Below are 23,266 nucleotides of genomic sequence, written 5' to 3' on the forward strand. Positions count from 1 at the left end.
ATGACCCCTGGGCGTGACGGGCGGTACCCCACCTCTCGAAATAGCCAGCAAAATCAGGGTTTTCCCGGTTGCCTAATCGAATCTGGCTGGGGAGCCTGGAAGAGTGAACCCTCCGCTTGATTCGCCTTATCCCGGTTCGCAACCGCGACTCCCCGATATCCGCGTCGTAACACCGGATTCCGTGCACGATCTGCGCGGCCGCACGATCGAGGAACTGCGGTATCCGGCGCGGTCGGCGCTGCTCGTGGCCGGGATTCCGGGAGCGGGCAAGAGCACGGCGTTGCGATTGTTCTTCGGCGCGCAGGCCGATGCCGAGGAGCCGCCGCGCGGCCCAGGGGGCACGGTGGTGCTGGATTCACACCATTCCCGAAATCGATGGCGGCACAAGCTAGGTCGACTCCCGTATCCGCTGTGGCGGCCGGTGGTGCACGTCGCGCATTACGCCGGAATCCGGGCCGCGCTGCGAGACGGTGCCGGACCGGTCGTGATCCATGATTGCGCCACCTTCGGCTGGGCCCGACGAATGATCGGTCGCTGGGCGACGCGCTACGGCCGGGAGCTACACGTGATCCTGCTCGATGTGCCCGCCGGTGTCGCGCGCGCCGGTCAGCACGCCCGCGGCCGCCGGATCAATCCGATCTTCTTCACCCTGCACTGCCGACGCTGGGATCGCCTCATCCGCACCGTCGACTCCGGCCGGCCACTTCCGCCCGAGCCGGTGTCGACGATCGTGCTCGACCGGACCGCCGTCGACCACCTGGGCCGGGTCAGTTTCGCGGCTTGACCAGTAGCAATCATGGAACCAGCACGGTAAGCGCGCCGGGGACCGCGCGGAGCGAGACGGGGAGGGTGCCCGCCGGTTCGCCGTCTGCGGTGGCGGGAGCGCCGGGAGCGGTCAATGTCACCTGGGCGACGCGATACTGCTTGGACTCCGGGTGATCGATTCGCTTACCCGCCGACAGTGCCGGCAGCAGGCGAAGCATATCCAGGCGCGAAACCGCGCCTACGACAGTCAGATCCAGTAGCCCGTCGTCCATGACCGCGTCCGGACAGACGCGCATGCCGCCGCCGTAGGTGCGGGTATTGCCGATGGCCACCATGACGGCGGCGGTCTCGATGACGGTGTCGGCGTCGGGATTGTCGAGTGCGCCGGGCACGACGCCGGACAGCTCGATTCGGTACGGCACGGCGAAGCGGCCGGAGATCTCGGCCAGTGCGGCGAAGGTGTAGCGCAGCGGGCCCTTGGGCCAGCGCATATCGTTGGCGCGCAGGGTGACTCGCGCGTCGAAGCCGGTGCCGGTGACGGTGGCGAACCACTTGGGGGTGAATCCGGGGACTGGCGATTCGATGCGGCCGAGGTCGATGGTGCGGGTGCGACCGCCGAGGATCAGGTCCGCGGCCGCGACGGGATCGTTGGTGGGAACGCCGATCTCGCGCGCGAGATCGTTACCGGTGCCCGCCGGGACCAAACCGAGCGGCACGCCCGTCTGCGCGATGGCATCCAGTACGACGTTCATCATCCCGTCGCCGCCGATACAGACCACCGCGTCCGGCTCGGCGCTTCCGGTGAGCGAATCCCGGACCTGACGCACGGATTCGGCGGCCGAAGGTGCGCGCACCTCGGTGACCTCGATACCCTGTGCGGCGAAGCGCGCCAGCGCGGCCGCGGCCACCTCCTGCCCTCTGCCGACACCGGACTGCGGGTTGGTCACCACGGTTACCGCACGCACCGGGCGCGAATCCTGTGTCACGGGACCAGCTTTCCGGGGTTGAGGATGCCCGCGGGATCCAGTTCCCGCTTCACCGCGCGCAGCACCCGCACGCCCAGATCGCCGATCTCGTCCGGAATCCATGGGCGGTGGTCGGTGCCGACCGCGTGATGGTGGGTGATGGTCCCGCCCGCGGCCACGATCGCGTCACCGACCGCGCGTTTCACGGTGTGCCACTGGGCGATCGGATCGTCCAACTGCTTGGCGATGACGGTGAAATACAGCGAAGCTCCGGTCGGATAGGTGTGCGAGATGTGGCACATCACCAGCGGCGGGGTGCCCTGCCCGGTAAGCGAATCCGTCAGTGCCGTGGTCACCTTCGCCTTGAGCTCGACCAGCTTCGACCAGGTGGTCGCGGTTTCCAGGGTTTCGCACAGCACGCCGAGATCGAGCAGCGCATCGCGCATATAGGGCGCGGCGAAACGCCCGTGCTCCCACTCCTCGGCCGGAATCCGGCCGAGCGCCTTCCCGCCTGCCTCGATGAGCAGTGCACCCGCCTCGGCGCGGCGGGCCGCGACATGGGCCTCGGTGCCTTCGAAGGTGGTGATGGCAAGGCAACCCGCCACCGCCTCACCACCGATATCCGCGGATCGGGCCAGGTTGACGCCGGTCTCGACCTCATCCGAGAGGCGCAACACCGTCGGTGCCGCGCCAGCCTGGACCACCGACCGCAGTGCGGCGGCTCCGGTTTCGAAGTCCGGAAACGACCACGCCTGGTAGCCGATGGTCTCCGGCATCGGATGCACCCGCAGCGTGACCTCCGTGATCACACCGAGCGCACCCTCCGACCCGACGAACAGTTCACGCAGGTCCGGGCCCGCGGCGGAGGCGGGTGCGCGGCCGAGTTCGATGGTGCCGCTGGGGGTCGCGATCTTCAGGCGCTGGACCATGTCGTCGAAGCGGCCGTAGCCCGCCGATGCCTGACCGGAGGACCGGGTTGCAGCGAATCCGCCGATGCTGGCGAATTCGAAGCTCTGCGGGAAGTGGCCGAGCGAAAGTCCATGGGCGGCAAGCAGTTCCTCGGCCTTGGGGCCGGTTAGTCCCGCGCCGAGGGTTGCCGTGCCGCTGACCGGGTCGATCTCCGAAATACCGTCCAGGCGGCGCAGATCCAGCGCGATGACGGTGTCGAAGCGACCGCGGACCGGATCGACGCCACCGACCACGCTGGTACCGCCACCGAAGGGGACGACCGCGATGGCATTGTCGGCGCAGTAACCGAGCACCGCGAGTACTTGCTCGTGATCGGCGGGGAAGACGACGGCATCCGGGGCGTCCTGCGGACCAGCGGCGCGACGACGCAGCAGGTCAGGGGTGCTCTTACCGCCCGCGTGCAGCAGACGATCGTGGTGGTCGACCGAAATGCCGCCCACGCCGACCACCGCGACCAACCCGTCCCGTTGAGCCGGCGTCAGTGTCGACTCACGTAGCGGCACATCGCCCTCATCGCGGCGCGCCACCGGATCACCGGACACTCCGAATACCTGTGTCAACAGGTTCCGGATCGAAGCCGAAAGCGGCTTGTGTCCGGCGGGGATGCCCCAGGCGTCCCAAACCATACTCGCCGCGTACGTCGGCGCGCCCGGGTTTGCGGCGGGCGCCCCGGTCCCGGACGATCCGATTTCGTCGGTGTGCTGTTGCGTCTCGACCATGCGTTACAGTTTGACATAGACTGTCAAGCAGTAACGATCAGACATGGTGGTGATACTCGATGACCTCCCCGGCCTCCGCCCCCGATGACGCGCTCTCGGCGACCGATCTCGCGATCCTCGACGCGGCCAGGGCCTGCGTGGAGGAGTTCGGGGTGCGCCGCACCACGCTCACCGAGGTGGCCCGGCGCGCCGGCGTCAGCAGACCGACCGTCTACCGGCGCTGGCCCGATACCGGATCGCTGGTGGCTGAACTGCTGGTGCGCGAACTGCGCGCGATCGTCGCCGACGCCATGCCGACCGCAGGCGATGCGCGCACCAGGCTGGTCGAGGGCGTGGTTGCCGGGTCGGCCACAATTCGCTCGAATCCGTTGTTCGGCAAGATCTTTCGCACCGATACCGATCTGATGCTGACCTATGTCTTCGGCCGCCTCGGCCGCAACCAGCGCGCGCTGGTCGAGCTGTTCAGTGCGGGCATCCGGGAAGGCCACCGGGACAGCACGATTCGCGCCGGTGATCCAGTACAGATGGCGACAATGCTGCTGCTCATCGCGCAGTCGGCGGTGCAATCGGCCGGTACGGTCGCGCCGCTGCTGACCGGGCCCGCGCTCGATACCGAATTGACCCGTGCGATAGATGGCTACCTGGCTCCCGTCGACAACTCGCGATGACCTCCTCAGGCAATCGAAAAGGATTGTAATGACCGCTAATTCGGCTGATACCCACGGCAATTCCGCGCTGAATGCCGGACGCCGAAACCGTGAGCTGCAGCTGCTCGGCGACGGCGGCGAAATCGATGTGCTGGTGATCGGCGGCGGCGTGACCGGTGCCGGTGCGGCGCTCGATGCCGCCGCACGCGGGTTGCGAACCGTGCTGGTGGAGCGGCACGATCTGGCGTTCGGCACGAGCCGGTGGAGTTCGAAGCTGGTGCACGGCGGACTCCGGTATCTGGCCAGCGGACAGGTCGGCATCGCACACGAAAGTGCGGTCGAGCGTGGGATTCTGATCACCACCACCGCACCGCATCTCGTTCGCCCCCTGCCGCAGCTGGTGCCGCTGCTTCCGGAAATCGGTATCGCACAACGGACTTTGATTCGCGCGGGCTTCGTCGCCGGAGATGTGCTGCGCCGCAGTGCGGGCACTTCGCCTGGGACACTGCCGCGTTCGCGTCGGGTCGCAACCGCCGAGGCGCTGCGGTTGGCGCCGACCGTGCGTCGCGACGGGTTGCGTGGCGGCCTGCAGGCTTGGGATGGACAGCTGGTGGACGATGCGCGCCTGGTAGTGGCGCTCGCGCGGACCGCGGCCGCACAGGGCGCAACGGTCCTCACCCGCGTGGAAGCCCTTGACGTGACCGGAGATTCGGCCACCCTGCGCGACACCCTGACCGGCGACACCATGTCCGTCCGGACGCGCACGGTCATCAATGCCACCGGCGTCTGGGCCGACCAAGTCGACCCGAGCATCGAACTGCGCCCGAGCCGCGGCGCCCACCTGGTCTTCGACGCCGAATCATTCGGCGGTCTGACCGCCTCGCTGACCGTCCCCGTACCCGGCAGCACCAGCCGCTTCGTCTTCGCCTTCCCCGCCGCGCACGGTCGGGTCTACGTCGGTCTCACCGATGAGGACGCCCCCGGTCCGGTCCCCGACGAGCCGAAGCCCACCGAAACGGAAATCGATTTCCTTCTCGATACCATCAACATTGCTCTACGAGAGCCATTGGCCCGCAAGGATATTCGCGGAACCTACGCCGGACTGCGCCCGCTACTGAAGACGTCCGGTAACAGCACCGCCGATATTTCCCGCCGACACGCGGTCCTGCACTCCCCCACCGGCGTCGTCACCATTGTCGGAGGCAAACTCACCACCTACCGCCAGATGGCCGAGGACGCCGTCGACGCGGCCACCGCGCATGGCAACCTCATCGCTTGGCCGTGCCGAACCGAGCGACTTCCGTTGGTCGGCGCGGTCTCCGGCGCCGCACGCGACCGCATCAACGCCCCGACCGTGCTGGTCGAGCGCTACGGCAGCGAGTCCGTGGCCCTACTCGAACTGGCCGACCGGAATCCCGCCCTGGCCGAACAGGTCGCGCCCGGACGCGACGTCACCGCAGCCGAATTCGCCTTCGCGATCACACACGAAGGCGCGCTCGACACCGACGATCTGCTGGACCGCCGCACCCGGATCGGTCTCGTCCCCGAGGACCGCGCCGCGGCCCTACCCGCGGCGGAGGCAGCCTTCGCGCGGCAGCATTAGCTTCAGTCCAACTGCCAGGCGTCGAGTTCGGCTCGCATGGCGGCGCGCGGCCAGAGGTCGAGGCCGTGCGCGGCCTCGGCGGCACGAATTTCGCGTAGTTCCGCAGTCTCCTCGGCGGCGGTCAGAAAGCGGAAGCCGAGCCGTTCGTAATACGGGCCGTTCCAGGCCACATCTACGAAGGTGGTCAGCGTGATCGCCCGGATCCCTTGGGCTTTCGCCCAGCGCACGGCATGGTCGATGAGCCGCTTGCCGATCCGCTTGCCCGCGTGATCCGGATCCACCGAGACCTGGTCGATGTGGGCGTTACCGTCGACGATTCCGAGGATCAGATAGCCGATCGGGCGGCCCGCGTCATCGGGGTAGATCCAGGCGCGCCCCGCCCGCTGGAAATCCCGGAGCGTATCCAGTGACGGCGGCTCGTCATCGGCAACGGCCATCATGCCGATGTCGGCGAATGGTTTACCCGCCACACGCTCGATATCTTGCAGTGTCGGCAGGTCGTCCTCGACCGCCGGTCGAATCATCCGCATGGACAATTCTCCCACGACATTCATTCGACCGGAGTCGCCAGGATGCCGTTGACCAGTGCACGCAGCGCCCAGCAGGGACCGATCGTCGCCACCGCCCGCCGGCATCTGTTCGCGCATGCCGACCAGCGTCGGGTATCGGTCGGCGGGGGAGTTCGGCGAAGTGCCGGGCGACCTCGGCGACATAGTCCTGCTCGTTGGTGTCCCTGGTGTTGTATGCGCGTGGCGACAGGAGATGGCCGAATTCATTCCCGCCCGCTACGCCGACGGGCTCCTCACTACTGGCGCCGCTGCGATGGCATTCCCACCCCGATCACCCCCTCACCGCTGAACCTTTCTGAGGCAATCGCGATCCGTCGAGCACAGTCATATGGCGGTGCCGCAGGACGTGTCGTGCCGCGTTTCGACTGCTCTCGGCGAGAACCGGACCTGATGCCGCGCCACCCATCTGGAGTGATGCACGACACTTCGGCGATCGGAGCGGATAGAGATCATTGCGCGCGCGCTCGCAAGGGCCGGTGTCGGGTGTTGGGCACGTTCTATGCTGGACGCCGGTAGTGGTCGGGGAAGGAGGCGCGAGTGCGGAATGACGCGTCTACGGTGGGGATCGCGCTCGGCGATGGTCTGATCGCACGATTCGGTGCGGTCGTCGTGTATCTCGCGGGCGAAACCCCTTCCACGGACCGCATACTCGGTGCGATCGAGGCGGTGGCCGATACGCGCCATCCCGGGGCGGCGATCGCGCAGCGGCTGGCCGCAGTGGTTTTCGGCGGCAATTCCGAACCGCCACCGTTCGGCGTCATCGCACCGACGGCCGACGGTACTGTCATTCTGCTGCGCGGACAGGTCAGCGCGGAGATCCAAGGCGCGGAAGGAACCCGGCGACTTTCCGGAGCCCGCGCGTTCACCTGGGTAGACGAAATCGTGCGAGAACCGGTGCGCCGGATCTCGGTCGGCGGCGATACCGCCTTCCCGATCCACGAACTCCCACGCACCGACCTGCGCGCCGGAATCGTCCCAGGCAGCGGCTTCGTCCTGCGAATGGCCGCCCGCCGCACCGGAAAATCCACACCCGCCCGAGCCCGCACCACCGCCACCTCCACCGCCGAGCCGCCACCCACCGCTCCGGCCGGATTGGAAGCCCTGCGCGAGCCGGCGAAATCCGAGCCCACCCCGACCGGGCAACGCGTCGGCACTCCCCGCCACACGAGATCTGCCCAGCTCAGCAACTCAGCACAAGCCGCCGAGACCGTGCGCACATCCGGATCAATGCACTCCGGCCGGTCCCCGCAATCCCGCACCGAACCCACCGCACACGACGAGCCAACCGAAAAGGCTGGCCCCACCGGATCGATGCAGTCCGGCCGGTCCTCGCAACGATCGGCCACGCAGGCCGTCGGATTCGGCGAGGCGATCGATAAGGCCGCGGCTACCGGATCGAAGGCCGATGCCCAGCCGATCGAAGCATCGTCGGAGGCGCGGCCGAGTAGTTCGGCACCGTCCGGTGAATCCGGGCAGGTAGGCGCACCGGAGGAAATCAGTACCCAGGCCATGTCCGCCCAGGAACGCGATGAGGCCGCCGGAACACGGTCGGGTGTGGCAGCGCGGCCGGAACCGATTGCACTGCACAAGATTCCGGCGTTGCAGGGGGTACGACCGCGACCATTACGACCGGTAGGCAGCGCGAAAAACCCGGAAAACTTGGGGGCGGGACAGCCCGTCGGCGCCCTGGTTCTCGCGGATGGCTCCGCGTTTCCGCTGGACCGACCGTATGTTGTCGGCCGCAGCCCGATGATCGACGAGACGGTGCGTGCCGCCACGGCCACGCCCCTTGCGGTCCCGCGCGACCGTCACGTCTCGCGGGTGCACGCATATGTCTCGGTCGACCGCGGCAAGGTCTACGTCCGCGACGCCGCAACCCCCGCAGGCACTTTCATCGCCGCCCCCGGCGCCGACGAATGGACCCGCATCGGCACCACCCCCACCGAGTTGCATCCCGGTTGGAGCCTCCGCATAGGCCAACGCATCCTCACCTACCGCACCGAGGCCCACCCGAAACACCCGACCGAGGCCACCAGCAAACGCCGCCGCTCCTGAGCAGCTCGTACCATCGGCCCGACCAACACCAGACCTGCCCGACGCAGGAGGCGCACGCGGGCACCCGCAACGGCAGCCGGCACAGCTCCCGTGCCGCCGCCAGCGTCCCCATCGCCCATGCCTCAGATCGATTTGATCAGTAGCAATGGTAAAGCCCGCACGCACCGGCGCGGAGCCTTCTCGCCGAGCCCGAACCAGGCGAAAACCGCTGGCTACCAGGTAGCGTCACCGATGTAACCGACACCGACCAGCCACTGATGCATACGATCCGAACCAGGTGGTACCCGTCGGGCAGGAGCCGCAACATGAGCACCCGGGATCAGGACAAAGGGTGGGTCCGCGACAAACTTCGCGGGGAGAGGACAATATCGGGCATGCACCGCAATGGGCCGACACAGGACATCGACGAGTCCGAATTGACCGTCACCCAGCCGAAGGAGCAGGCGGCGGGGGTGACAGCTGTGGCTGTTGCGCTCAAACGCGGGGTCGAGGAGATGGGGGTGCTGCGCACCGCGCGCACCTTGGCCCGCCTCAACCAGGTGCACGGCTTCGACTGCCCGGGCTGCGCCTGGCCGGAGCCGACCGGGCATCGCCGACCGGCCGAGTTCTGCGAGAACGGCGCCAAGGCCGTCGCCGAGGAGGCGACGCTGCGCACCGTCACCCCCGAATTCTTCGCTCGGCATTCGATCGAGGAACTGGCGAGCAAATCCGGTTACTGGCTCGGCCAGCAGGGCCGCCTCACCCATCCGATGGTGCTTCGCACCGGCGCGACCCATTACACGCCCATCGAGTGGGACGACGCCTACCAACTCATCGTCGAGCACCTGCGCGCGCTGACCTCCCCCGATGAGGCCCTGTTCTACACCTCCGGCCGCACCGCCAACGAGACCGCATTCCTCTACCAACTGCTGGTCCGCAGCTTCGGCACGAATAATCTGCCGGACTGTTCGAATATGTGCCACGAATCCTCGGGCGCCGCGCTGACCAGCTCCATCGGCATCGGCAAAGGTTCGGTCTCGATCGACGACTTCGGCAAGGCCGATCTGATCATCGTCGCGGGCCAGAATCCGGGCACCAATCATCCGCGCATGCTCAGCGCGCTGGCGGACGCGAAGGCGAACGGCGCCAAGGTCATCGCGGTCAACCCGCTGCCGGAGACCGGACTGCTCGGCTTCCGCGACCCACAGACGGTCAAGGGTTTCACCAGCGGCGTCACCATTGCCGACGACTTCCTGCAGATCCGGCTCGGCGGTGATATGGCGCTGTTCCAGGGCTTGGGCAAACTCCTGTTCGAGGCCGAGGACCGCGCACCGGGCACGGTGGTCGACCGCGAATTCGTCGATGCGCATTGCGCGGGCTTCACCGAATACGAAAAGAATGCGCGCGCAGTCGATCTCGGCACGGTGCGGGCGGCAACCGGGCTCACCGACGACGATTTGTACCGCACCGCAACACTTTTGGCCGAATCGAAGAACATCATCATCTGCTGGGCAATGGGCCTGACCCAGCAGAAGCACGGCGTCGCCACCATCGAGGAGGCGACCAATCTGCTGTTGCTGCGCGGCATGATCGGCAAGCCCGGTGCGGGCGTCTGTCCGGTGCGCGGCCACTCCAACGTCCAGGGCGACCGCACGATGGGCATCTGGGAGAAGATGCCCGACACGTTCCTCGACGCACTCGACCGCGAATTCGGCATCACCAGCCCGCGCGAACACGGCTACGACACCGTCGATGCCATCCGGGCCATGCGCGCGGGTGCGGCACAGGTGTTCATCGGCATGGGCGGCAATTTCGTGTCCGCCACCCCGGATACCGGGGTGACCGAGGCCGCGCTGCGCAGTTGCGCGCTGACCGTGCAAGTCTCCACCAAACTCAACCGCAGCCACGTCGTACACGGCGCGACCGCACTCATCCTGCCCACCCTCGGCCGCACCGATCTCGACCTGCAGAACGGCACGAAACAGCAAGTGTCGGTGGAGGATTCGATGTCGATGGTGCATCTGTCCACCGGTCGGCTGAAGCCGGTCAGCGAGCAATTGCGCAGCGAGGTCGCCATCGTCTGCGAACTCGCACAGACGCTGTTCGGCGCCGGGCACCCGGTGCCATGGGAGCAGTATCAGCAGGATTACGACAAGATCCGCGATGCGATCGCCCGAGTCGTCCCCGGCTGCGACGACTACAACAAGCGGGTGCGCGACCGCAACGGCTTCGTATTGCCGCATCCCCCGCGCGACTCCCGTGAATTCCACACCGCCACCGGCAAAGCTAATTTCGCGGTGAACGAATTGACCTGGGTCCCGGTGCCCGAAGGCCGGTTGATCCTGCAGACCCTGCGCAGCCACGACCAGTACAACACCACCATCTACGGCTTGGACGACCGATATCGCGGTGTGCACGGCGGCCGCAAGGTGATCCTGATGAATATCGACGACATCACCGAATTCGGATTCGTGGACGGTGATCTGGTGGACCTGGTCTCCGAATGGACCGACGGCACCGAGCGCAAGGTGACCGGCTTCCGCATCGTCGAATACTCGACCCCGCGCGGCAATGCCGCCGCCTACTATCCCGAGACCAATCCACTGGTTCCGCTGGATCACGTTGCGGCACGGTCCAATACCCCGGTGTCCAAGGCCGTGACCATCCGGGTGGAGCCGCACGTCCATGTGGGGCAGCCATCGTGAGTAGAGTGACCGCGCGCCGCAAGACGCGCCGCATCTCGCCCAACGGCGTGATCGAACGCCCGGATTCCGTCGCGGTAGAAGAACCGTTGGAGTTGCGCCTCGACGGCCAATCGCTCACCGTCACCATGCGCACCCCGGGCAGCGATATCGAGTTGGTGCACGGATTCCTCCTGGGCGAAGGCATTATTCGAACCGCCGAGGATGTGGTGAGCGCGCGCTACTGCGCGGGCACCGACGAGAACGGGCAGAACACCTACAACGTCCTCGATGTCCACCTGCGCAACCCGATCCCAGTGCACGGCCGCAACTTCCTCACCACCGGCGCATGCGGCCTCTGCGGCAAAACCGCACTCGAGGAGGTCCGCACCCAGACCAGATTTCCGCTGCCGACCACCTCGATCACCGTCGACACCGAAACCCTCGCTGCCATGCCGGACCAATTGCGCATCCGCCAAACGGTTTTCGACGCCACCGGCGGTCTGCACGCCGCGGGACTGTTCACCACCGACGGCACCGCACTCGCCGTGCGCGAGGACATCGGCAGGCATAACGCCGTCGACAAGGTACTGGGCTGGGCCGTGCTCGAAAACCGCATCCCCGCAAACGATCTCGTGCTCATCGTGAGCGGCAGGGCGTCCTTCGAACTGGTCCAGAAGGCCGTGATGGCGGGCATCCCGATGCTCGGCGCCGTCTCGGCCCCCAGCTCGCTGGCCATCGATCTGGCCGCCGAATCCGGCCTCACCCTGGTCGGCTTCCTGCGCGGGGACACCATGAACATCTACTCCCGCGCGGACCGGCTGACCATCACCGACGAGGTCGCCGCCTATTGATCGTGACCCGAGGTCCGACCTACGGTTGCAGCACCAGATCCCTGGTTCGGCGATGAACGGAGAGACCGATGCGGATCACGGTAGATGGCAAATCCGGTGGGCTACGCGTGCGGATGCGGTTCGAACAGCAGCGCAATCGCTGGCTCGCGGTGCGAATCATGTTGGGGATATTGGCATTTCAGGGCGCAGTCGTCGGGCTGTGGGCGGTCTCGGCACCGTACTCCTGGTACACCAGCTTTCCCGGCTTCGGCATGCAGTGGATCTCCGCGGACGGCCCGTACAACCACCATCTGGCCTCCGATGTCGGCTCGTTCTTCCTGGCGCTCACCGCAGTGACACTGGCCGCGCTATTCCTCGGCGGCAGCGCACTCGCCCAGGTCGCGGGCCTGGGCTGGCTGGTCTTCGGCCTTCCGCACCTGATCTATCACGCCTTCCACAAACCCGCCGATATGGGCGGGGCCAGTTTCACCGTCAGCGTCATCGGTGCGGCGCTGATCGTCGCGCTCGGTCTGGCCCTGATCCTGGTCACCCCGCGTGGGCCGCAGTTGCGCGATCCCGCCCCGATCACCTTCCAACGCCCCCGCCGCCGCACGAATCGCTAGACCGCCGAAACAGTGACGCCCCACAGCGCATGCTGTGGGGCGTTCTCCGTGCGAAGTGAGCGTTCAGGACGCGTGCCAACCTCCGACCTCGGTCAAATGGTCGAGGGCCTGCACAACGGCCGGCGCACACCGGTGTCCGTCGTCCGGTCCGAGCCAGGCCATCTCGGCGATCTCCGCCGCCGGAGCCGGCGCGCCGTGACCGGGTGCGCGGAAGCAGTGCATCTCGACCAGCGTTCCGGGACGCCCGTGGGCAGGGGCAGTAATCGTCACCACGGGCGTGATCCGGTGCGCCTCCAATTCGACGCCGACTTCCTCGCGAACCTCCCGAACGAGCGCTCCCGCCAGGGTTTCTCCGGGCTCGGGCTTGCCGCCCGGCAGATAGAAGGCGTCGCGTCCCTCGGTCCGGACCGCGAGTAAGCGGCCGTTCTCGACACATAGCCACGCCACCGACGTAAGCGTTCGTTCCCCGATCATGGTCCGACTTTACTTGTCAGTCCTTCAACGCTTCGAGCAACGCCGCACGCTGGCGGGCGCCGAGTCCACCGATCCGGCGGTCCTCGGGAATCTCCGCCTGGTCCATCAGTTTGGCCGCCTTGACCGGTCCGACACCGGGCAGCGCCTTGATCACGGCAGCGACCTTGGTCTTCTTGACCAGGTCATCGCTGTCCGCCTTCTTCAACAGGTCGGCGACCGAAACCTTGCCGGCCTTCACCTTGCCGATCAGTTCGGAGCGCGCCTTGCGGACCGCAGCCGCCTTGGCCAACGCCTCAGTGCGCTGTTCCGCGGTCATGGTAGGCAGTGCCATGTCTCCTCCGCTTTCACTCGTCACTCGAACATCTGGTTGACCGGACCGAGTAAACAGCACGACGAGCACCACACAAGCTCGACACACCGGGTTCGAGCAGCGAGAAATAGCGACGAGTTTTCTGAAACACCCCCGCCCCACCGGGCTGAAGATCCGTGCGGACCAGGCGAAAGGACAAAAGGAATCCAAAAAGCTGTGGCGGCGGTAACACACGGAGGGTTTCTGGCGACACCAAAAGCAGACGCACAAGTGCGGGACAGAAGGTTCAACGGCGAACCAGGGAGTCAATGGCGACTCCGAGCCCGGGCACGATCGGGCGGCACAGTGATGTGACAAGCGGTCGTCACCGTATCCAGCAGCACCAGCGCGCCAACAAGATTGCCGAGGGGGCGAGGGATGGGCCCGTTCGGTGCGCAATACAGTCCGACGAGTGCTGGCGCGGGGGGCATCTGCGCCAGTACGTCCGCCCAGCCAACGGGATTCCATGTCACGCGATCACCGGACGCTGCTACGCTCAGAGTTAGAACACGTTTCAATTCGTGAGAGGTTTTCCATGGCAGCCAAGATCCGCGATGTGATCGCACAGTACGTGAAGTTGGTCGGTTCCGGCCCGACCGAGGCGATCATCGACCTCTACGCACCCGATGCGGTGGTGGAGGACCCGATCGGCACCGAACCCAAGCGCGGGCACGACGCCATTCGCGAGTTCTACGAGGTGCTCGGAAACCTCGATCGGGAAACCGAGCTGCACACGGATTCGGTTCGAATCGCAGGCAATCACGCCGCCTTCATGTTCACCGTCGTCACCAAGTCCGGCGATCAGCGCTTCACCCTCTCACCCATCGATGCGATGGACTTCGACGACGAGGGCAAGATCATCGCCATGCGCGCCTACTGGAGCCAGGACGATATGCGCAACGAAGCATCCTGAGTCCACACAGACCGTGGGTGCGGCAGTCGAATTCGACTGCCGCACCCACGTTTCGACTATCAGGCGCTCGCGCGAGCAAACTCGAGCGGTTTCGGCCGCGCGACCGCGGCGAGGCTCGGGATGACATCGAAGACCGCGGCATGACCTGCGACCTCGAGTAACCGATCCACGCAGCGCGGGCCCGTGATCAACTGGAGTCGACGGCCGCTGTGGCCGAACCAGGATCGGGCCTCCATCAACACCCGCAGCCCGGCGACGCCGAAGAACGTCACCTGCGATAGGTCGATAACCACCACCGCGCCCGCCGTCGGCAGTGCCGCCAGCAGAGACTGCCGAAGGGCGTCGGCCGTCAGGTAGTCCATCTCGCCGCCGACGGCACACAAGGTGACCGAATCCACCGGCGGCGACACGACTACACACAGACGCTCGGCGGATCGCTTCGGTCCGGATCCGTCCGCGGCAGCGATACGTTGATCTGAGGAAACAAGAACTGTCGACATAAGGACCTCGGTCCGTCGCATCCGCCGGGCAGAAACCATTGTCGGCGGGAACTTTTCGCCCCGATCATCCAGGACCAGGACTGGGCTGGTTACTCAACCGTGACCTACGAGTACCCGAACCGGTAGGCCGATACACATCGAGTGGGCCGGGAAATCTCCGGCCCACTCGTGACGTATGCATACTGCGGCTGCTACGCCGACTTCTCCCGGCGCTCGGCGCGCTGCGCCTTGCGCGGCACAATGGTCGGCAGCACATTGTCGTTGACGGTGTCGGCGTTCACGACCACCTTGGCGACGTCGTCGCGGCTGGGGATGTCGAACATCGCCAGCTGCAGGACCTCCTCCATGATGGCGCGCAGACCGCGAGCGCCAGTGCCGCGCAGGATCGCCTGATCGGCGATCGCCTCCAGCGCGTCATCGGTGAATTCCAGGTCCACGCCGTCCATCTCGAACAGCCGCACGTACTGCTTCACCAGTGCGTTCTTCGGCTCGGAGAGGATCTTGACCAATGAGTCCTTGTCCAGGTTCGTCACCGAGGCGACGACCGGGAGGCGGCCGATGAATTCCGGGATCAGACCGAATTTGATCAGATCCTCCGGCATCACCTCGGCGAAGTGGTCATCGGTATCGATCTCCGCCTTGGACCGCACCTCGGCGCCGAAGCCGATGCCGCGGTGTCCGGTGCGATCGGAGATGATCTTCTCCAGCCCCGCGAACGCACCCGCAACGATGAAAAGCACATTGGTGGTGTCGATCTGGATGAATTCCTGGTGCGGATGCTTGCGTCCGCCCTGCGGCGGCACACTCGCCTGCGTACCCTCCAGGATCTTCAGCAGCGCCTGCTGCACGCCCTCACCGGAGACATCGCGGGTGATCGACGGGTTCTCGCTCTTGCGGGCGATCTTGTCGACCTCATCGATGTAGATGATCCCGGTCTCGGCTCGTTTGACGTCGTAGTCCGCGGCCTGGATCAGCTTCAGCAGGATGTTCTCGACATCCTCACCGACATATCCGGCCTCGGTCAGCGCCGTCGCGTCGGCGATGGCGAACGGGACGTTGAGCATCTTGGCCAGCGTCTGGGCAAGGTAGGTCTTACCGCAGCCGGTGGGACCGAGCATGAGGATATTGGACTTGGCCAGTTCGACGGTCTCGCCGCGGCTGTCGCGACCCTTGTCGCCCGCCTGGATGCGCTTGTAGTGGTTGTAGACGGCCACCGCGAGGGTGCGCTTTGCGGTGTCCTGCCCGATCACGTAGTTCTCCAGGAAATCCCGGATCTCGGCAGGTTTGGGCAGCTCATCGAGTTTGACCTCGCTGGACTCGGCCAGCTCTTCCTCGATGATCTCGTTGCATAGATCGATGCACTCGTCGCAGATGTACACCCCTGGTCCCGCAATGAGCTTCTTGACCTGCTTCTGGCTCTTTCCGCAGAACGAGCACTTCAGCAGATCGCCGCCATCTCCGATGCGCGCCATCTCGTGGGTCCCTACTTCCTTGTCCGCGTGCAACCGTCTATCCAGGTTGCCAGCAATCCGCCACCCTCGGGTGTAATCACGAACACCTCGAGCCATTCCGACGGTTCGAGCACTGCCGTCAACCGGGAGCAAAGGTCCCTAGGTCGACCGTACCCGGTGTGTGCGACGGAGGTCGACAACTCGAGCATGTTTCTCACGGGGGTCGTCCGAGTTCTCACCACTATGGAACACGTTCACCCCGATCGACGGCCATCCGACACTCCTGGCCGCCCGCCTCGGAAACCCTTCCGCCGGACACCCTTCCGGCCGGTCGGCTTCCCTGAAGAAATTCCGGCCGGGGCACATGCCGAGCGGCATATGGCCCGGCCGGAATTTCCTGACATAGAGCAACTTACGAGCGATCGGCGCGCCGGGCCCGGCGCGTCCGCCCTACTTCTGGGCGCTGAGCTTGCGGTAATCGAAGACCGTGTCGATGATCCCGTATTCCTTGGCATCCTCGGCCGTCAGGATCTTGTCGCGGTCGGTGTCCTTGCGGATGGTGTCCGCATCCTTACCGGTGTGGCGCGCCAGCGTGGTCTCCATCAGGCGACGCATGCGCTCGATCTCGGCGGCCTGGATCTCCAGGTCCGAAACCTGCCCCTGGATGCCACCCTCCAGCGACGGCTGGTGGATCAGCACGCGGGCGTTGGGCAGGCAGGCGCGCTTGCCAGGGGTACCGGCCGCGAGCAGCACGGCCGCGGCGGAAGCGGCCTGGCCCAGGCAGACGGTGGCCACATCGGCACGCACGTACTGCATGGTGTCGTAGATCGCCATCAGCGAGGTGAACGAACCACCCGGCGAGTTGATGTACATGGTGATGTCGCGGTCGGGATCCAGCGACTCGAGCACCAGCAGCTGCGCCATGATGTCGTTGGCCGAGGCGTCGTCGACCTGCACGCCGAGGAAGATGATGCGCTCCTCGAACAGCTTGTTGTACGGGTTGGACTCCTTGACACCGAAGCTCGAGTGCTCGATGAACGAAGGCAGGATGTAGCGCGACTGCGGGCTCGCCGGGGCGGTGCCGCCGAGGCCGGCGCGCGGGTCGAACAGATTGGCCATCTTCGTCTCCAAAGTCGTTGAGGGGGAACGGGGCAGCTCGGCAGTTGCTAGTTACCCGCGCCGTTCGCCTGCGCCGCATGGGTGATCACGCGGTCGATGAAGCCGTACTCGAGGGCCTGCTGCGCGGTGAACCAGCGGTCACGGTCGGCGTCGATGGTGACCTGCTCGATCGGCTTGCCGGTGTGCAGCGACTGCAGCTCGTTGAGCTCGCGCTTGGTGTGCGCGAACTGCTCGGCCATGATCGCGATATCGGCCGCGGAACCACCGATACCCGCCGACGGCTGATGCATCATGATGCGCGCATGCGGCAGGGCGTACCGCTTGCCCTTGGTGCCTGCGGTGAGCAGGAACTGACCCATCGATGCGGCCAAGCCCATGCCGTATGTGGCGATATCGCACTCGGCGAACTGCATGGTGTCGTAGATGGCCATACCCGCGGTCACCGAACCACCCGGCGAGTTGATGTAGAGCGCGATGTCGCGGGTGGGGTCCTCCGCCGTGAGCAGCAGGATCTGCGCGCACAGTTTGTTGGCGATGTCGTCGTCGACCTGGGTGCCGAGGAAGATGATGCGCTCACGCAGCAGGCGCTCGTACACCGAATCACTGAGGTTCAGACCAGCAGTCGCGGATGTCATGACGACCCCTGCCTTGTTCATTGTCACGGATACCTGCCTTCTCTTACCGGCTCGTTGCTGATACCGAACAGCCATCTCTGGTTCGCTTGTCACAAACATTAACGAAGCCGGGGCGGCACCGAACTCCTGGTACCGCCCGTCTTCGCTCACAGCGCAATCTCGCTGACGCTCGATTGCACTGTGCGCGAGAGCGCACTGTGCTTTTGGTTCACTCGCTACGCTCCTTCACGGCGCAATCTCGCTGACGCTCGATCGCACTGTGCGCGAGAGCGCACTGTGCATTTGGTTCACTCGCTACGCTCCTTCACAGCGCAATCACCAAACCACATACGTCCAGATCACGCTGCTCCTCCATGGAATTATTCGGCGCTCGCGGCGGTGGTCTCTTCGGTGCCCTCCGGCTCGGAACCCTCAGGGGCGCCGAACATTTCGGCGGTGTCCACGGCGTTGCCGTCGGAGTCGGTGACCTTCACCTTGCCGACCACACCGGCCAGCGCCTTACCGCGACGCACGTCCGCGAAGACCGCGCCGAGCTGGCCCGCCTGCTGCACCTGCTGGATGAACTGCTCGGGCGAGAGGCCGTAGCGCTGCGCCTGGAACAGGATCCGCTCGGTGAGCTCCTCCTGGCCGACCTGGGTGTTGTCCGCCTCGGCGATGGCGTCCAGCAGCAGCTGGGTCTTCACCGACTTCTCGGCGGACTCCTTGGTGTCCTTGTCGAATTCCTCGCGGCTGGAACCCTGGGCCTCGAGCGCCTCGGCGAGCTTGACTTCGTCGTGGTCGAAGCCGTGCACGGCATCGTGCACCACGGCGTCGATCTCGGCCTGCACGACCGCCTCCGGCAACGGCACCTCGACCTGCTCGAGCAGGGTCTCGAGCACCTTGTCGCGGATCTGACCGGCCTGCTCGACCTTCTTGACGCGCTCGACCCGGTTGCGCAGGTCTTCCTTCAGCTCGTCGAGAGTGTCGAATTCGCTGGCCAGCTGGGCGAAGTCGTCATCGGCCTCGGGCAGCTCGCGCTCCTTGACCGAGCGCACGGTGACGGTGATGACCGCCTCCTTGCCCGCATGCTCACCGGCGACCAGGGTCGAGGTGAACTCCTTGGACTCGTCGACCGAAAGCCCGTCGAGCGCCTCGTCCAGGCCCTCGATCAGCTGACCGGAGCCGACCTCGTGGGACAGGCCGGTGGTGGCCGCCTCCGGCACGTCCTCGCCGTCGACGGTGGCCGACAGATCGATGGAGACGAAGTCGCCGTCCTGGACCGGACGCTCGACACCGGTCAGGGTGCCGAAGCGCTGGCGCAGCGACTGCAGCTGCTCCTCGATGTCCTCGTCACCGATGGTGAACGAGTCGACGGTCACCTCGATGCCGTCGTAGGCGGGCAGGGCGATCTCCGGGCGCACGTCGACCTCGGCCGTGAACGCCAGCTCCTGGCCGTCCTCGATCTTGGTGATCTCGATCTCGGGCTGACCGATGACCTTGACCTCGGAGGTGGCGACGGCCTCGCTGTAGCGGCCGGGCAGCACGTCATTGACGACCTGCTCGAGGATCGCGCCGCGGCCCAGGCGGGCCTCGAGGAGCTTGGCCGGGGCCTTGCCCGGACGGAAGCCGGGGATGCGAACCTGGTTGGCCAGCGCCTTGTAGGCCTTGTCGAAGTCCGGCTTCAGCTCCTCGAAAGGCACCTCGACGTTGATCCGGACCCGGGTCGGGCTCAGCTGCTCGACGGTGCTCTTCACGGACATGCTCCTTGTTCGTTGGTTCTGGTCGACTTGCTTGTGGCCGACTTGCTGGGGGTAATCACGAGCGAAATCGCCGCACGGCTCAACGTGCGTATCTCGACCAGGTTAGTTGACCCGTCGCGGCGGGCTGCAGGCAGCACCACCGCCGCGGACTACGCGTTGCGATTACTTGCCGACGCCGACCGCGTCGGTGACGAAGACCAGCGTTTCGTTGGGCTTGATGCCATTGCCGCCCGCGCCGTACCCGAGGTTCGGCGGGATGATCAGCAGCCGCCGCGCGCCCGCCTGCACGCCGACCAGCCCCTGCTCCCAACCCGGAATCACCTGTCCGGCACCGAGCGTGAGCTGGAAGGGCTTGCCGCGGTCGAACGAGCTGTCCAGCTTCTTCTTATCCGACCAGGTGATCAACGTGTAGTTCATGGTGAGCGGCTGACCTGCGACCGCACCGGGACCGCTGCCTGGAACGAGATCCTTGACCAGGAGCTGGGTCGGCGGGGTGCAAGTGTCCGGGATAGTGATCTTCGGCGTCGCACCGAAGCCGCCGACCACCACGATGTCGTCGGCGGTGCATTCGGCGCCGGTGTTCTGCGCGGGCAGCTGACCGAAGGTGGGCTGCGCCGATGCCGCTGCGGCCGATGACGTGGCGGCAGAGTTGGTGGCGGACGAGCCCTTGTCATCGTCTGAACCACAGGCGGCCAGCGCGAATGTCGCCGCGGCGATGGTGCCGATACCGATGATCCTGCGCAGTGTTTGCATGCGGCGGACCATAATCCACCGCGACTCGCTCGGCCCAACCACCCGCCGATAGCGCGACGACGGATGGCACCGGATCGGGTGACTTCCGGCACCAGACGGACCTTCGCGGACGCGAGACCGTAAGAACCGATCGGCGCGCGCCCGCGTAGGTAGGCTGGCTGTGAATTCTCCATCCGGCGTTATCAATCGACGTCGGCAACCGCGCAGGACCCGGTAACCGGCGGTCCCTCCGGGTGCCGCCGCTGATGCCCGAATGTGAGGAGAGTCGAGCATGACACAGGTAGCCAGCGCTGGGGGCGATACCTCGGCCGACAATGTCGAAAACAGCGGCGGCGTCGAACGCAGCGGCGGCGCGACCGTCGCTCCCCGGCCGTATCGGCTCGCGGAGGCACCGGGCCCGCTCGATCGCGCGGAACTGGAATCGCTCGACGCGTGGTGGCGGGCCGCGAATTATCTGGCGGTCGGCCAGATCTATCTGATGAGCAATCCGCTCTTGCGCGAACCGCTGCGGGCCGAACACATCAAGCCGCGGCTGCTCGGACATTTCGGCACCGTGCCCGGCCTGAATCTGGTCTGGGTACATGCCAATCGGGCGATCCGGCAGCGAGATCTCGATGCGGTCTTCGTCGCCGGACCAGGACACGGCGGACCGGGGCCGAATGCCTGTGCGTGGCTGGAGGGAACGTACTCCGAGCTGTATAGCCATGTGCCCCAGGACGAGACCGGGATGGGCGCGCTGTTCGCCCAGTTCTCCTTCCCGGGCGGGGTGCCGAGTCACTGTGCGCCGGAGACGCCCGGTTCCTTCCACGAAGGCGGTGAGCTGGGCTATTCGCTACTGCACGCGTTCGGGGCGGTGCTGGACAATCCGGATCTGACAGTGTTCTGCGTGGTCGGCGACGGTGAGGCGGAGACCGGCCCGCTGGCCACCAGCTGGCATGCCGGTAAATTCGTCAACCCGGCGCGCGACGGTGCGGTGCTGCCGATCCTCGCGTTGAATCAGTACAAGATCGCCAATCCGACCATCCTGGCGCGCATTTCGGAATCGGAATTGCTGATGCTGATGCGCGGATACGGCTATGAGCCGATCGTCGTCGCGGGCAGCGATCCCGCGAACGTGCACCAGGAAATGGCCATTGCTGTCGACACCGCGCTGGATCGCATCGCGGAGATTCAGCGGACCGCACGCGCGGGAACCGATGGGGCGCGCCCGAGTTGGCCGATGATCGTGCTGCGCACACCGAAGGGATGGACCTGCCCGCCGGTGGTCGACGGCGATCCGGTCGAGGGCACCTTCCGAGCACATCAGGTACCGCTGGCGGCCGCGCGTACCGATGACGGACATCGGGCGGTGCTCGAACAGTGGTTGCGGTCCTATCAGCCTGAGGAGCTCTTCGATGCCTCGGGCGGGCCGCAAGCGGCGCTGCTCGACCTGGTGCCCGATGGCGATCGGCGGATGAGCGCGAATCCAATTGCCAATGGGGGCATGCTTGTTCGGGATCTGCGGCTGCCCGATTGGCGGTCCTACGGCGTCGAAGTGCGTGAGCCGGGCGCGACACAGCACGAGGCGACCCGGGTGCTCGGCGCGTGGCTGCGCGATGTCACCGCGGGCAATGCGGACAACTTCCTGACCTTCGCCCCCGACGAATTGGCGAGCAATCGGCTGCAGGACATTCTGCAGGTCACCGGTCGTGACTGGCAGGCCGAAATCGGTGAATTCGATGTGGATCTCGACCGCACCGGACGGGTGATCGAGGTGCTGTCCGAGCATATGTGCCAGGGGCTGCTCGAGGGATATCTGCTGACCGGCAGGCACGGGGTGTTCACCTGCTACGAGGCCTTCATCCACATCATCGACGCGATGTTCAATCAGCACGCCAAATGGCTGGACGCGAGTGCGGCGGTGTCATGGCGGCGACCCATCGCGAGCCTGAATTACCTGCTGTCATCGCATGTTTGGCGACAGGACCACAATGGCTTCACCCATCAGGATCCCGGATTCCTCGATGTCGTGCTGAACAAGAAGCCATCGATCGTGCGGGTGTATCTGCCACCGGACGCGAATACGCTGCTGTCGACCTACGATCACTGTCTGCGTTCACGGCATTACGTCAATGTGGTGGTCGCCGGGAAACAGCCCCAGGCGGACTGGCTTTCGGTTTCCGATGCCGCGATGCACTGCGCGCGCGGTGCCGGAATCTGGGGCTGGGCCGGACAGAACGACGATCTCGGCACCACGCCCGATGTCGTACTCGCCTGCGCCGGAGATGTGCCGACGCTGGAAACGCTCGCGGCGGCGGCGATTCTGCGTGCGCGGCTGCCGGAACTGCGGATGCGAGTGGTGAATGTGGTCGACCTGATGCGGCTGCAACCATCGGACGAACATCCACACGGCCTGTCCGATAGCGAGTTCGACACACTGTTCACCCGCGACCGGCCGGTGATCTTCGCATTCCACGGGTACCCGTGGCTGATCCACCGACTCACCTACCAGCGCACCAACCACAGCGAGTTGCACGTGCGCGGATACAAGGAAAAGGGCACCACAACAACACCTTTCGATATGGTGATGCTCAACGATCTGGACCGGTACCACCTGGTCATGGACGTGATCGACCGAGTGCCGACCTTGCGGGAGAAGGCGGCGGGACTGCGACAGGAGATGGTCGACGCCCGCTGGAAGGCCCGCGCCTGGACTCGCGAACACGGCGAGGACATTCCAGCGGTCGCCGACTGGACCTGGCCGAACATCAGTCTTTGATAAGCCCCGCGAAACTTCCTTGCGTGCGGTGTGCGGCTCGGCGACGATCGCAAGATGCTGTTGACGATCACCTGATATCTGGGCCGGGTGGGCAGATAGCGACCGGCGGTGGCGGGCCGACTCCATGGCACTGTCCTATTCGACCGGCAAGGACGTCACCGCGACGG

20 protein-coding genes are annotated in these 23,266 nt (G+C 65.9%); 9 read left to right on the forward strand and 11 right to left on the reverse strand.

The window, feature by feature from the left end; genetic code table 11:
• The first annotated feature begins 103 nt into the window (after nt 1-103).
• A complete protein-coding gene (locus tag ACQPXH_RS25880) occupies nt 104-784 on the forward strand; it encodes an AAA family ATPase (protein ID WP_433599090.1) in 681 nt (226 codons plus the stop codon).
• Nucleotides 785-794: 10 nt separating this feature from the next.
• Here the strand turns inward: ACQPXH_RS25880 and ACQPXH_RS25885 are convergent, their stop codons facing one another.
• Both ACQPXH_RS25885 and ACQPXH_RS25890 read right to left on the reverse strand, forming a co-directional pair.
• Entirely contained in the window at nt 795-1,751 is a 957-nt protein-coding gene (locus ACQPXH_RS25885) for a YegS/Rv2252/BmrU family lipid kinase (RefSeq protein WP_433599091.1), read from the reverse strand.
• Entirely contained in the window at nt 1,748-3,325 is a 1,578-nt protein-coding gene (locus ACQPXH_RS25890; protein WP_433603581.1) for an FAD-binding oxidoreductase, read from the reverse strand. The genes ACQPXH_RS25885 and ACQPXH_RS25890 overlap by 4 nt, the downstream gene beginning before the upstream one ends.
• Nucleotides 3,326-3,477: 152 nt before the next feature.
• On the opposite strand from ACQPXH_RS25890, the gene ACQPXH_RS25895 reads away from it, so the two are divergent.
• Both ACQPXH_RS25895 and ACQPXH_RS25900 read left to right on the forward strand, forming a co-directional pair.
• The gene (locus tag ACQPXH_RS25895; RefSeq protein ID WP_433599092.1) at nt 3,478-4,086 is read left to right on the forward strand and encodes a TetR/AcrR family transcriptional regulator; all 609 of its coding nucleotides are present in this window, start codon (nt 3,478-3,480) and stop codon (nt 4,084-4,086) included.
• A gap of 28 nt (nt 4,087-4,114) precedes the next feature.
• Nucleotides 4,115-5,668, forward strand: a complete 1,554-nt coding sequence (locus ACQPXH_RS25900; RefSeq protein WP_433599093.1) for a glycerol-3-phosphate dehydrogenase/oxidase — start codon at nt 4,115-4,117, stop codon at nt 5,666-5,668.
• Between the two features lie 2 nt (nt 5,669-5,670).
• Here the strand turns inward: ACQPXH_RS25900 and ACQPXH_RS25905 are convergent, their stop codons facing one another.
• Nucleotides 5,671-6,198 carry a GNAT family N-acetyltransferase gene (locus tag ACQPXH_RS25905; RefSeq protein ID WP_433599094.1) on the reverse strand — a complete coding sequence of 176 codons (528 nt, stop codon included), beginning with the start codon at nt 6,196-6,198 and terminating at the stop codon, nt 5,671-5,673.
• Between the two features lie 576 nt (nt 6,199-6,774).
• On the opposite strand from ACQPXH_RS25905, the gene ACQPXH_RS25910 reads away from it, so the two are divergent.
• The 4 genes from ACQPXH_RS25910 (at nt 6,775) to ACQPXH_RS25925 (ending at nt 12,408) form a co-directional block, all read left to right on the forward strand.
• On the forward strand, nt 6,775-8,292 hold the full coding sequence (locus ACQPXH_RS25910) for an FHA domain-containing protein (protein ID WP_433599095.1): 1,518 nt from the start codon (nt 6,775-6,777) through the stop codon (nt 8,290-8,292).
• Between the two features lie 374 nt (nt 8,293-8,666).
• On the forward strand, nt 8,667-10,976 hold the full coding sequence (locus tag ACQPXH_RS25915) for an FdhF/YdeP family oxidoreductase (protein ID WP_433603582.1): 2,310 nt from the start codon (nt 8,667-8,669) through the stop codon (nt 10,974-10,976).
• Nucleotides 10,973-11,806 (forward strand): formate dehydrogenase accessory sulfurtransferase FdhD, encoded by an 834-nt coding sequence (gene fdhD, locus ACQPXH_RS25920; protein WP_433599096.1) that lies wholly within the window; start codon nt 10,973-10,975, stop codon nt 11,804-11,806. The genes ACQPXH_RS25915 and fdhD overlap by 4 nt, the downstream gene beginning before the upstream one ends.
• A gap of 68 nt (nt 11,807-11,874) precedes the next feature.
• Complete coding sequence (locus tag ACQPXH_RS25925; protein ID WP_433599097.1) at nt 11,875-12,408, forward strand: hypothetical protein; 534 nt, start codon at nt 11,875-11,877, stop codon at nt 12,406-12,408.
• A 63-nt stretch (nt 12,409-12,471) separates the two neighbouring features.
• On the opposite strand, the gene ACQPXH_RS25930 is transcribed toward ACQPXH_RS25925, so the two are convergent.
• Together ACQPXH_RS25930 and mihF are read right to left on the reverse strand one after the other, a co-directional pair.
• A complete protein-coding gene (locus tag ACQPXH_RS25930) occupies nt 12,472-12,882 on the reverse strand; it encodes an NUDIX hydrolase (RefSeq protein WP_433599098.1) in 411 nt (136 codons plus the stop codon).
• A gap of 16 nt (nt 12,883-12,898) precedes the next feature.
• Nucleotides 12,899-13,213, reverse strand: coding sequence for an integration host factor, actinobacterial type (mihF, locus tag ACQPXH_RS25935; protein ID WP_040687687.1), 315 nt, complete (start codon nt 13,211-13,213; stop codon nt 12,899-12,901).
• Between the two features lie 553 nt (nt 13,214-13,766).
• On the opposite strand from mihF, the gene ACQPXH_RS25940 reads away from it, so the two are divergent.
• Nucleotides 13,767-14,144, forward strand: coding sequence for a nuclear transport factor 2 family protein (locus tag ACQPXH_RS25940; RefSeq protein WP_433599099.1), 378 nt, complete (start codon nt 13,767-13,769; stop codon nt 14,142-14,144).
• A gap of 59 nt (nt 14,145-14,203) precedes the next feature.
• Here ACQPXH_RS25940 and ACQPXH_RS25945 read toward each other — a convergent pair whose 3' ends face one another.
• The 6 genes from ACQPXH_RS25945 to ACQPXH_RS25970 all read right to left on the reverse strand — a co-directional run bounded on the left by ACQPXH_RS25945 (nt 14,204) and on the right by ACQPXH_RS25970 (nt 20,341).
• Nucleotides 14,204-14,554, reverse strand: a complete 351-nt coding sequence (locus tag ACQPXH_RS25945) for an STAS domain-containing protein (RefSeq protein WP_433599100.1) — start codon at nt 14,552-14,554, stop codon at nt 14,204-14,206.
• A gap of 281 nt (nt 14,555-14,835) precedes the next feature.
• Nucleotides 14,836-16,116, reverse strand: a complete 1,281-nt coding sequence (clpX, locus tag ACQPXH_RS25950) for an ATP-dependent Clp protease ATP-binding subunit ClpX (protein WP_063044679.1) — start codon at nt 16,114-16,116, stop codon at nt 14,836-14,838.
• Between the two features lie 429 nt (nt 16,117-16,545).
• The gene (locus ACQPXH_RS25955) at nt 16,546-17,214 is read right to left on the reverse strand and encodes an ATP-dependent Clp protease proteolytic subunit (RefSeq protein WP_063044696.1); all 669 of its coding nucleotides are present in this window, start codon (nt 17,212-17,214) and stop codon (nt 16,546-16,548) included.
• Nucleotides 17,215-17,261: 47 nt separating this feature from the next.
• Complete coding sequence (locus ACQPXH_RS25960; RefSeq protein ID WP_084509095.1) at nt 17,262-17,870, reverse strand: ATP-dependent Clp protease proteolytic subunit; 609 nt, start codon at nt 17,868-17,870, stop codon at nt 17,262-17,264.
• Between the two features lie 338 nt (nt 17,871-18,208).
• The gene (gene tig / locus ACQPXH_RS25965; protein ID WP_433599101.1) at nt 18,209-19,582 is read right to left on the reverse strand and encodes a trigger factor; all 1,374 of its coding nucleotides are present in this window, start codon (nt 19,580-19,582) and stop codon (nt 18,209-18,211) included.
• Between the two features lie 168 nt (nt 19,583-19,750).
• Entirely contained in the window at nt 19,751-20,341 is a 591-nt protein-coding gene (locus tag ACQPXH_RS25970; protein WP_433599102.1) for an FKBP-type peptidyl-prolyl cis-trans isomerase, read from the reverse strand.
• Nucleotides 20,342-20,612: 271 nt separating this feature from the next.
• On the opposite strand from ACQPXH_RS25970, the gene ACQPXH_RS25975 reads away from it, so the two are divergent.
• Nucleotides 20,613-23,099 (forward strand): phosphoketolase family protein, encoded by a 2,487-nt coding sequence (locus ACQPXH_RS25975; protein WP_433599103.1) that lies wholly within the window; start codon nt 20,613-20,615, stop codon nt 23,097-23,099.
• Nucleotides 23,100-23,266: the final 167 nt, after the last annotated feature.

It is taken from the genome of Nocardia sp. CA-135953, from assembly GCF_050955735.1.
Taxonomy (GTDB): Bacteria; Actinomycetota; Actinomycetes; order Mycobacteriales; family Mycobacteriaceae; genus Nocardia.

Excerpts from the sequence above, each read along its gene's own strand:
- ACQPXH_RS25890 (WP_433603581.1), bottom strand. The coding sequence starts at position 3,325 with ATGGTTTGGGACGCCTGGGGCATCCCCGCCGGACACAAGCCGCTTTCG.
- ACQPXH_RS25895 (WP_433599092.1), top strand. The coding sequence starts at position 3,478 with ATGACCTCCCCGGCCTCCGCCCCCGATGACGCGCTCTCGGCGACCGAT.
- ACQPXH_RS25900 (WP_433599093.1), top strand. The coding sequence starts at position 4,115 with ATGACCGCTAATTCGGCTGATACCCACGGCAATTCCGCGCTGAATGCC.
- ACQPXH_RS25905 (WP_433599094.1), bottom strand. The coding sequence starts at position 6,198 with ATGCGGATGATTCGACCGGCGGTCGAGGACGACCTGCCGACACTGCAA.
- ACQPXH_RS25915 (WP_433603582.1), top strand. The coding sequence starts at position 8,667 with ATGCACCGCAATGGGCCGACACAGGACATCGACGAGTCCGAATTGACC.
- ACQPXH_RS25925 (WP_433599097.1), top strand. The coding sequence starts at position 11,875 with ATGCGGATCACGGTAGATGGCAAATCCGGTGGGCTACGCGTGCGGATG.
- ACQPXH_RS25930 (WP_433599098.1), bottom strand. The coding sequence starts at position 12,882 with ATGATCGGGGAACGAACGCTTACGTCGGTGGCGTGGCTATGTGTCGAG.
- mihF (WP_040687687.1), bottom strand. The coding sequence starts at position 13,213 with ATGGCACTGCCTACCATGACCGCGGAACAGCGCACTGAGGCGTTGGCC.
- ACQPXH_RS25940 (WP_433599099.1), top strand. The coding sequence starts at position 13,767 with ATGGCAGCCAAGATCCGCGATGTGATCGCACAGTACGTGAAGTTGGTC.
- clpX (WP_063044679.1), bottom strand. The coding sequence starts at position 16,116 with ATGGCGCGCATCGGAGATGGCGGCGATCTGCTGAAGTGCTCGTTCTGC.
- ACQPXH_RS25955 (WP_063044696.1), bottom strand. The coding sequence starts at position 17,214 with ATGGCCAATCTGTTCGACCCGCGCGCCGGCCTCGGCGGCACCGCCCCG.
- ACQPXH_RS25960 (WP_084509095.1), bottom strand. The coding sequence starts at position 17,870 with ATGAACAAGGCAGGGGTCGTCATGACATCCGCGACTGCTGGTCTGAAC.
- ACQPXH_RS25970 (WP_433599102.1), bottom strand. The coding sequence starts at position 20,341 with ATGCAAACACTGCGCAGGATCATCGGTATCGGCACCATCGCCGCGGCG.
- ACQPXH_RS25975 (WP_433599103.1), top strand. The coding sequence starts at position 20,613 with ATGACACAGGTAGCCAGCGCTGGGGGCGATACCTCGGCCGACAATGTC.